This window comes from Methylobacterium nigriterrae (assembly GCF_037106235.1).
In the GTDB taxonomy this organism is placed as follows: domain Bacteria; phylum Pseudomonadota; class Alphaproteobacteria; order Rhizobiales; family Beijerinckiaceae; genus Methylobacterium; species Methylobacterium nigriterrae.
Genome location: NZ_JBAWTG010000167.1, coordinates 1 through 8990, shown reverse-complemented (window position 1 = coordinate 8990; position 8990 = coordinate 1). Strand labels below are relative to the sequence as shown.

The 8990-nt window shown below is 64.8% G+C and carries 11 protein-coding genes; 6 read left to right on the top strand and 5 right to left on the bottom strand.

The genetic code is table 11. The annotated features are described in order from the left end of the window. The first annotated feature begins 1278 nt into the window (after positions 1-1278). From WDW90_RS32740 to WDW90_RS32730, 3 genes are all read left to right on the top strand, one after another. Positions 1279-1497: a hypothetical protein gene (locus tag WDW90_RS32740; protein ID WP_336491801.1), complete on the top strand. Its 219-nt coding sequence runs from the start codon at positions 1279-1281 to the stop codon at positions 1495-1497. After that, positions 1494-1922, top strand: a complete 429-nt coding sequence (locus WDW90_RS32735; RefSeq protein WP_336491800.1) for a hypothetical protein — start codon at positions 1494-1496, stop codon at positions 1920-1922. The genes WDW90_RS32740 and WDW90_RS32735 overlap by 4 nt, the downstream gene beginning before the upstream one ends. A gap of 293 nt (positions 1923-2215) precedes the next feature. Continuing rightward, positions 2216-2542, top strand: coding sequence for a hypothetical protein (locus WDW90_RS32730; RefSeq protein WP_336491798.1), 327 nt, complete (start codon positions 2216-2218; stop codon positions 2540-2542). Positions 2543-2993: 451 nt separating this feature from the next. On the opposite strand, the gene WDW90_RS32725 is transcribed toward WDW90_RS32730, so the two are convergent. The 4 genes from WDW90_RS32725 to WDW90_RS32710 form a co-directional block, all read right to left on the bottom strand. Further along, a complete protein-coding gene (locus tag WDW90_RS32725) occupies positions 2994-3176 on the bottom strand; it encodes a hypothetical protein (protein WP_336491797.1) in 183 nt (60 codons plus the stop codon). Positions 3177-3223: 47 nt separating this feature from the next. Next, complete coding sequence (locus tag WDW90_RS32720) at positions 3224-3544, bottom strand: hypothetical protein (protein ID WP_336491796.1); 321 nt, start codon at positions 3542-3544, stop codon at positions 3224-3226. A 127-nt stretch (positions 3545-3671) separates the two neighbouring features. Next, positions 3672-4388 carry a Crp/Fnr family transcriptional regulator gene (locus WDW90_RS32715; protein WP_336491794.1) on the bottom strand — a complete coding sequence of 239 codons (717 nt, stop codon included), beginning with the start codon at positions 4386-4388 and terminating at the stop codon, positions 3672-3674. 173 nt (positions 4389-4561) lie between these two features. Beyond that, complete coding sequence (locus WDW90_RS32710) at positions 4562-4843, bottom strand: hypothetical protein (protein WP_336491792.1); 282 nt, start codon at positions 4841-4843, stop codon at positions 4562-4564. Positions 4844-5318: 475 nt separating this feature from the next. On the opposite strand from WDW90_RS32710, the gene WDW90_RS32705 reads away from it, so the two are divergent. Continuing rightward, complete coding sequence (locus tag WDW90_RS32705; RefSeq protein WP_336491791.1) at positions 5319-5666, top strand: DUF1236 domain-containing protein; 348 nt, start codon at positions 5319-5321, stop codon at positions 5664-5666. A gap of 68 nt (positions 5667-5734) precedes the next feature. Here the strand turns inward: WDW90_RS32705 and WDW90_RS32700 are convergent, their stop codons facing one another. Beyond that, the gene (locus WDW90_RS32700; RefSeq protein WP_336491803.1) at positions 5735-6460 is read right to left on the bottom strand and encodes a sigma-70 family RNA polymerase sigma factor; all 726 of its coding nucleotides are present in this window, start codon (positions 6458-6460) and stop codon (positions 5735-5737) included. Positions 6461-7083: 623 nt separating this feature from the next. Here WDW90_RS32700 and WDW90_RS32695 point away from each other — a divergent pair. Both WDW90_RS32695 and WDW90_RS32690 read left to right on the top strand, forming a co-directional pair. After that, positions 7084-7800 carry a carbonic anhydrase gene (locus tag WDW90_RS32695; RefSeq protein ID WP_336491790.1) on the top strand — a complete coding sequence of 239 codons (717 nt, stop codon included), beginning with the start codon at positions 7084-7086 and terminating at the stop codon, positions 7798-7800. Between the two features lie 235 nt (positions 7801-8035). After that, a complete protein-coding gene (locus WDW90_RS32690; protein ID WP_336491789.1) occupies positions 8036-8308 on the top strand; it encodes a helix-turn-helix domain-containing protein in 273 nt (90 codons plus the stop codon). Positions 8309-8990 lie beyond the last annotated feature (682 nt).

Here is an 8990-nt window from a genome sequence, read left to right as displayed (position 1 = left end):
GCGGCTGGTCGGCCAACGAAGAGTTCAGGGCATCCATGCCGCGCTCCTGCACGAGATCGGATCACCCCTCATACACCCCATTCTTGTGACACAGTAGTAATAGTGCCACTCGGCCAAGCCGAGCCGCACGAGCTCGCAACAGGCTAGCGCGGCCAGTTCCTTGCGGCCTCGGGTCGGCAGGCCCGCGCGCCTCGCGAGCACACCCGGCGGCAAGAACTCGTCGGTCAAGACGGCGAGCACCTTCCGGGTGCGCGGGGTGAGGGGGCGGTCAGACATCGGCCGAAGCTTAGCGCATGGCTCCGGGCCAGGAAGGGGCCACCGGCTGGCATCCGCGCGCTTGTGGCGCCGGCCGGTGGCGTGGGCGGCAACCGATCAGGGAAAACGCCCGCCGCCGCCTTGGCCGCGGAATCGGGCTGCGATGTGGCCGGTAACGGCTGGCTAACCCTTCGCGCTGATCCTGAGTATCACCCGCTGCGAATAGCCCTTCCTTGGCTTGGCGGGCGAGCCCCGCCGGCTGTCAGGGTCAAGCAGTCGGCGGGGTCACCGACCGCAACGCGCTCTGTGAGGGGTGGGCGACGCGCGCGGCCGGTGCCTGCCACCCTGCCGCACAGGGCGCCCGGCCATGCTGCGCCCCGGTGAGCGGCGTCGATATCCGTAGAAAGCACGCGGGTTCCATAAGCCCATTCTCGCGCGTACGACGCCTTGGGCGGTTCGCGTAAGGCCGTTTATGGAGCCGGACGCTTCACGGGGCTGATGGGACGAGCGCTCGCCGGCCCCTCGCGAGGTTTCGTCCAACCGGCATCGTGGCTGGCCTGCGGAGTGGCCTGCTCGGAATAGGACCGGTAAGGTTGCGGCTCGGGCTCAACGCGGCGTCCTACGCCTGCCAGCGCGAACAGCACGGTTCCAGCGAGGGCTAAGATACAGAAGGCCCCGACGGCCCAGCCGGGCGCCTCCCAGCCGCGAAGCAGCACGGCTGCCGTGAGCGTGACGGCTACAAGGCCGAGCACCTGATGCCACACCTGTGCGCACCTCCTTGCTCCGCGCGGCAGAGGCATGAACCGTCCGAGTTTGTACGAAAGCCTCGGCCGGGCAATGTACGCGCGAGGCCGCGAAAAGTTTGCGTAAGGGGAGTTATGGAAGCGGGCGCTTGGCGGCCCGAGAGCAGCCAGCAGTGCCTGCCTCGAGGCGCACGCCTGCCAGCGGGCCGCCAGCAAGCGTGACCGCCATCATAGTCGCTTGCGAGCAACCGGGCATGGATGTCTCAACCTGGAGGCATCCATGCAGTTCGTTCACCCAGGGACGGACAGGGCGGTCATTGCGCTGCTGGCGACGGCACTTTGCTTGACGATTTCCCTGGTTGCCGTCTCAGCAGCCAAGTCCGCTGCGCACGCGGAAAGCCGTGCGATCGAGCGCAGCTTACAGCGCGGCGTTGGCGTCGGGATCGTTCGGTTCGCCCACAATCGTGCTGCCCTCGCTTACGCGGAGGCTGCCCGGTGAGCGTCGCCCGCGTCGAGCAGCACGACGAGACGATCCGGAGCATGGTCGAAGGCGGCTATCCCCTGTCGCACATCACGCAGTATCTGCGTGCGCCGCGCAGCTTGGTACGGGCTCGGGTCGCCGCCCTCGGGCTGTCCGAACGCTCCGCCGATAACGGCCGCGTGTATCAGGCGCGAGTCGCGAAGGCCGGACGGTGCCGCTTCCGTCCCCTGACGATCGCGCGCCGCTTTGATGAGCGTGCGTCGCGGTTAGCTCGGCAACTGCGGGCGCGAGCAGGCTCAATCACCCCATGGCATCCCGAGCACTTCGTCTACATTCTGCACGAGGCCGGCCTCACCCTTCACGATATTGAGGAATGCACTGGCATCGCGCCCGCTCATGCGGTGGTCGCGATCCGTCGTTGCGTAGAGGCGCGCACGGCATGATCGGCTCGCCGTCATCCTCTTCCCCCTTCCGTTTGTCGACAGCTATGGCAAGCGGGCACGCGCGAGGCCGCGGAATTCGCATAACGTGCGCGTTTCCCTTCGCGTAAGGGGAATTATGGCACCACTCAGGGCGCGTAAGCGCCCAGCCTCCAAGCCTCTCCTGAAAGGAGGCTGCTGCCGGCTTTCCCGGCGAACGTACGGGGACGCTCCTATCATGATGGCAACGTGAGTCCGGCCTATAATGGCAAATGCCGTGGTGTACCGGGAAACTGCCCTCGAAGCAGGCTGTACTGTTGGCGATCATCCTAGCTGGCGCTTCTACGCCACCTATTGCCAAATCCATGGAATTTACAAGGTACGCGACGACATTTGGGACTTTAACGTGGGCAAAATATTCCTGCAAAAATCTGAAAGTAGATAATGTAGAAACCTTTACAAAGCTCAAGGATGCCGGGATGAAGTCCGAAGATTTTTTTAGTGAAGAATTTCAGTCCCTAGTCGCCGTTGTCATGATTGAGTTAGAAAAGGAGAAGAACCAACCTAAATTATGCGAGCTGATCCTTGATCAGTATGGGCCGAGAGGGCGCATCATGCCTGGGCTGACCGAGAGATTGCACTGATCGCTCCCCAGCTGGTACGCGGCAGGCGAATTCGCATAATCGGCTCGCTTCCCTTCGCGTAAGTGCCCTTATGGAGCCGGGGCACCGACCGCGACATGCCAAGAGGGGGGAGCGCGCGCGGCCGGTGCCTGCCACCCCGGATCATCGCGTGCCAGGGCGCGCGGCCAGGCTGCGCTCCGGTGAGCGGCGCCGATATCCGTAGAAACCACGCGGGTTCCATAAGCCCATTCTCGCGCGCGCGAGCCGCCGCGCAATTCGCAGAAGGGCCTTTATGAAACCGGAAATGGGCCTTTGGAAAGTGTTCGGAAGGTCTGAGCCGAGCCGCGCGACGCCTCGCAATACAGGAGTAGTCGATCGGCCGCTCGCGGGCCCTCGCAGGCGCGCCGGACTACTTGCGAGAGCTTGGATGCGGTTAGCGGCCTCGGTAGCCGCCTGAACCGCCACGTTCCTCTCAGAGGGCGAGCCAGAGCAGCAAATCAGCCGCGGCTCCGCCGACAATTGCAAGGCCAAGCAGGACCCAACTGCTGAGCTGATCGACGGTGTCCACGTCCTGACCCTGACGGTGGACTGGCTCGTTGGCCGGCTGGTTGCTGGCCGAGGTGGTGTTCACATCCGGATAGACGCGCGCGGTCATAATCGCCTCCTTTGTCGGAGGGCAAACGCTCCTCTGCCGCAAACGTCTCAGGCAGGTGCCGGCCACGCCACATGGAGCACTGTTGTTCGCGGACTGAGCGTTATGGTGTTATCGCTCATCGAGATCCGCTCAGCGATCCAGCCTCGTGCAGCCTCCAAGCTGTCGAACCAGACAGACAGCACATCGGTGGCGCAGGCCCCGAACCCCGCTTCGACACACCACTGGCCCGCCAGACCCGTTGTGCCGTGCAGCTCCGCACTCAGGCGCACCAGGACCGCTACGAGCTTTCTGTCCGCGAACGCGAGACGTCCCTCGGTGTCTTCGCTCTGCGTCCCGATCTGCACCGGCTGCAGCGTGATCTCCACCATCTCGCACCTCATGACCGGCAGCTCACTGCCAAGCCTTCAGCTCCTAACCGCACTCACTTACGGGAAGCTTCACAGGGCGAGCAGGGCAGGGGCCGCGGCGGGGCACGAGGAGGGACGAGATTGCTGACTAGGCGGCCCTGGCAATGCGCAGGTCCAGGTATCCCGGATCGAACTCGGCAAACGCCTTCAGCCGCGGCACGTCCGGGATGGTCAGCACGGACCTGCGCCAGATGATCAGGTCACCTGCCCGGAGCATCTGCAGGACGCGGTTGATGTGGACCTGCGAGATGCCCATCGCGTCCGCCAGATCCGTCTGCGGGATCGCCAGCTCGAAGCTGTTCGCGTCAGCAAGCCCCACCACCTGCAGGCAGACCAGTAGCTCGCAGAAGTTGTGGGCCAAGCGCCTGTCCGCTGGCCGGCTGTCGTTCACCAGCCATTCGCGGGCTCGGCTCAGCTCCATCAGGGTGAGCCAGCGCAGGGCGCGAGCAATGCCAGGATGCGTCTCGATCAACTCGGTGAGCCTTGCGCGCGGGATGTCGACCACCGAGCACGGCGTCAGCGCGCCCAGCCGCATATCGCGCGTGGAGGGGCCGGAGCTGTGCATGCGGCAGAGGTCGCCCGGCACGGCAAACGAGACGATCCGGCGGCCACCCTGCCAGAGGGTCTTGTAGCGCCCAGCGATGCCGCTCATGACGAGGTAGACGCGATCCGTGTTGTCGTAGACCGCAATGTCCTGCCGCGCGGGAACGCAGCGCCGGTTGAGCGTGAGAGCCACCAGGGCGGAGCGCTCGATCTCGGACAGGGCAGCGCCGTGTTCCAGCTTCCGGATGAGGGGGTGGCTCATAGTTCCACTGTGCGGAGCGCTGACCACGACGACGTGGAATGACTGTGCGGGGCTCCTGGCATATTGGTACTGAATAGAACCTAACGAAGGCTTGTTCTGATGTGCGGCACAGAAGGCTCACCGCACCAATCGGGCTTGCCCCAGCGAGAGGGCCCCGGGCTTTAGGCTGGTGATCACGACTGCGGGCGCCCATGGCTCGTTGTGAGTTCGCGCAGGTGCCGCGTAACACTCTCAACGAGCGCGCGGCCATATTCCTGGATCAGCGGCTCCGCAACGCCCCTGGCTCGGAGCCCGGCGCATTGCTCGCGCACGCTGTCACTCAGCATCGCGATCAACCTCTGCTCCCCAACCCTGCCCACGTCCTCCTGGAACAAGGCTTTGGCGATCTCGCTCGCGTACCTCTCTCCCGCTTTCCATCCTGTGGAGCGCCACTCTTCCCGCTCGTGATCATCCATGGCCGCGCCTCGCGCCCTTGCTGACTGGGGATCGCCTCTATCACCATTGCATTTGCGTGAGGCCCGGAATGGAGAACGTAGTGTCATCCTCGCTCACCCGAGCCATGCTCTGACGCCGGTTCAGTTTGGGTATGTCCTCAAACAGACCTGGACCGATCGCCTGCTTCTGCGCGGATTGGGCATTATGGGACCAACCGGTCATTGTCCCCTTCTCACCGGCAGGGCCCACCCCGCACACGCAGGTGTAGCCATATGCTAGTGCATTGACGCCAACAAAACGTGCACCGCGCAGCACGACTTATCTATATTTCTCAGATAGTTAGCGAGCGGGCGCGTGATGCGTCCGTTGGCGTCCGTGCACTAGGCCTGATGGCCAGGCACGTGACGAGGAACGGAACGCTTCGAGTAGGATCTCCGTTTGGGTGCTTGTTTACACCGATGTGAAGATGATCTGCACATCAACCAAGAGGAACTGATGAAGCGTATTCTCTCTGCTGCTGCCGCTCTGGCCCTGCTCTCGGGTGCTGCCGTGGCGCAAACGACCGTCACCACGACCCGGAGCACGGGCGATACCGTCGAGATCGCGCCTGAGCAGCGCACGGTCATCAAGAAGTACGTCACCGAGCACCATTCCAAGCCCGTGAAGCTGAAGGAGCGGGTGACCGTCGGCTCGACGGTGCCGGCCGACGTGACCTTCGAGCCGCTGCCCTCGACCATCGTGACCGAGAACCCGCGCCTGAAGGGCTACAGCTACTTCTCGTCCGACAGCGGCACCTACATCGTTGATCCGGGCTCGCGCCGTGTGATCACCACCATCGACTGAGATCAAGCGGGCTGCTGGCCACGGCCGGCAGCCCCTCTGCCTCTTGAGCAGAACCGCCGCTTGCTCGGCTAAGCCGAGATCCGGGTCGCGGGCACATCCAGGGATTGGGCCAGGAACGCCCGCGCGCGGCTGACGCGGCTTTTCATCGTGCCCACCTGGCTGCCGGTTACCTCGGCAGCGGCCTCGTAGGTCAGGCCCTGGGCGGCTACGAGCAGCAGGGCCTCACGCTGGAGCGGGGGAAGCTTCTCGAGCACGGCCCAGACCTTCTGCAGCTCGATCCCGTGTTCCTGGGCTGCCGGTGTGGTCAGCTGCCCCGCCAACACGCCATCTCCATCCTCCACCTCACGCTTGCGCTTGCGGCAGTCGGTGTAGAACTGGTTGCGCAGGATCGTGCAGAGCCACGCCTTGAGGTTGGAGTCGGGCCGGAAGCGATGCTGGTTGGCCCAGGCCTTGAGCAGTGTCTCCTGAACGAGATCGTCGGCCCGCACCTCGTTCACCGTCAGGGACATCGCGAAGGCGCGCAGGCTCGGCAATGCGGCGAGGAGCCCATCACGGAACCGCGCGTCGGTCGGTGCGCCCTGGCTGACCAGAACCGCATCGAGCCGCTCGATCAGCGCGCGGAGTTGCGAGGGCTGCGCCTCAACCACCATCGCGGCGTAGAAGTCCCGCAGTTGCACGCCGAGATGATTGCGCAAGGCTGCCGGTAGACGAGGCCTTTGGTCGAGCGTCCCGTCATTCGGAGACGCCGTGCCCTGGTGGCTCGCGTGGCTCAGGTTGCGTTTGCGGACCCACATCATCCAGCAAAGCTCATACAGGACGATGGTTCCACGCCCGGTTTCGCGAGATCGCGGACCGTGACATTGCCGCCACTGCAACCCTTAGGACCTGATCGGCGTAAACCCGGCCATGGCGCGGATCGTGACGTACAAGATTTTTGATCGATCCGATGGTCGGTTCGATGCCGTGGTGCTGCTCGGCACAAGTTCGCTGCACCAGCGCGCCGGGTTCCTGACCTTGGCCGAGGCCGAGGAATGGATCGAGGGCCTGCGAGTGCTCATGGCCGCTTGCGGTGCGCCCGTGATCGAGTGGACCGGCGCCGCGTCAACGGAAGTTGCTCGACGCTCCCGTGAGGCACTCAGTCGAGGGCGTCCAGCTCGCGCAACCGCTCAATCTCAGCCCTGGCAGCGGCGCGGGCCTGTGCCTCAGACGGGTACGGCCTGTCGGAGCGACGAAACAGCTTGCGGTGGCCGCGAGAAGCCCAGGTGAAATCTCGGGCTGTGTTACGGCTGGTCCTGATCTGGGGAGGGTAGCGGTGCCGCAGGTTCGCGCTCATGGGTCCGATGTGGCGGGCATAAGCTGAGAGACCTTTCAAGCTGCCAAAGCGTTCTCCTCGCACAAGAAACGTGAGGATACGCCCATGTCTCTGATCAGCCGCCGCAGCTTCGTTGCTTGTGCCTGCTGTGCCTCTCTGAACAGCTTTGCCGCTCTCAATGGTGGTTCGTGGCGCGCCTACGCCGCTTCCGGCGCCCACACGGATCTCACTCCCGATCAGGCTCTCGCTTTGCTGAAGGAGGGCAATCGCTCCTTCACCACCGATGCTCCCTTCCGGCGCGAGAGCACGGATCGAGATCGGCGCATCGAGATCGCCCGCGGTCAGAAACCCTTCGTCGTGCTCGTAGGCTGCTCCGACAGCCGCGTCCCACCCGAACTTCTGTTCGGCCGCGGCCTGGGCGAGTTGTTCATCGTGCGCAACGCGGGCAACACCGTCGATAGCGCCGCCATGGGCTCCATCGAGTATGGGGTCGTCGAGCTTGGGGTGCCGCTGATCGTGGTTCTGGGCCACGAGAAGTGCGGCGCTGTCCAGGCCGCCGTGAGCGTGGTGAAGGAGAACGCGACCTTCCCGGGCAGCATCGGCAAGATGGTCGAGCCGATCATTCCTGCTGTTCTGACGGCGCAGAGACAAGAGGGGGATCTCCTCGACAACGCTGTGCGGGAGAACGTGCGCCGGACGGTTCAGCGGCTGCGCACGGCTGAGGCGCTGCTGGTCGATCCGCTGAAGGCTGGCAAGCTACGGGTCGTCGGCGCGCGCTACGACCTGGACGACGGCAGCGTCGACTTCTTCGACGAGGGCTGAGCCCTTCGCGGCCACCCGCCGGAGCAGCCCTTGGCGTTAAAAGCGCCCCGCAAATGAGACTGTCTCGATAGCCGGCTGTTTCTGAGACCGCCGATGGCTAAGGGACCTGCCCGCTTGCTGTCGCGGATTGGGCGTTACGGACCCGGGCAGCCCACAGCGTGGCCACCTAATCGAGCCACGTAGCCGATCAAAATGATTGTCCCGGCGCGAGCGGCTACCCATCTCGGCGCCCATCATGACCGCTGACGAATATCGCGCTGTCCTCAAGCAGTTGGACCTCACGCAGGCTGCCGCTGCGACCTTTCTCGGGATCGAGGAAGTTACGTCACGACGCTGGGCGACGGGCAAATCACGCGTTCACGGCGCGGCCGAGAAGCTGTTGCGCCTGATGATCGCGATGAAGCTCACGCCCGAGCAGGTATCCAAGTGCCTGGACGATCAGCCCGCCGGCCGCGTCAAAGCCTCGGGCGCGGCTTCGGCGTCGGCACCTCGACAAGCTGGCCCGTGAGCGGATTGAGGATGACCATGACGCTCTCCTGAACTCGTGCGAGTGACGAGTTCGCGGACCTAAACGGGCGAAATCGCGACGGTTTCCCGGGTGTAATCCGACGTGGTTAGGGCCCTCTTAACCCTCGGCGGTGACCTTCCTGCTGCCTGTCGCGAACTGCCCTGTCGGCAACAGGCGCCCCGCCGGCCTTCGGAGCGGCCGGCGGGGTCTTCCTCCATCCGTTGAAGGCTCGCAACTGAAGTCCGGCCCACGACGTTAGGCGCCGGGATTTCCGGGGCTTTCGATGAACGACCACGTTGCGGAAGAAGGGACGTGTGCGCGGATCCAACGTGTTGCCCTGGCGCTCCTCTTGCTGAGCCCCCTGGCCGTGGGGTTCGGCTGGACCCTGCGGCTCTGGTAAGCGGCGCCTCGTCCGCTTCCCGGGGCTCCGACCTAGCCGGGGTCACCGACCGCAACGCCGGCACCTCGGGAAGAAAGCCGGGTGCGGCCGGTGCCTGCACCCTGATCGCTCGGCAGGGCGCACGACGATGCTGTGCCTCGGGGTGAGAGCCGGCAATCACTTACGGCAAGCGGACGGGAGCGGAGGCGGTCGAGCACGCCCACGGCATGCCAGAAGTCCGCGCTCGGCCGGCGACAGATGCCCGAGGGCGACCCGCATCTCGGCCATCGCGGCAACAGCATG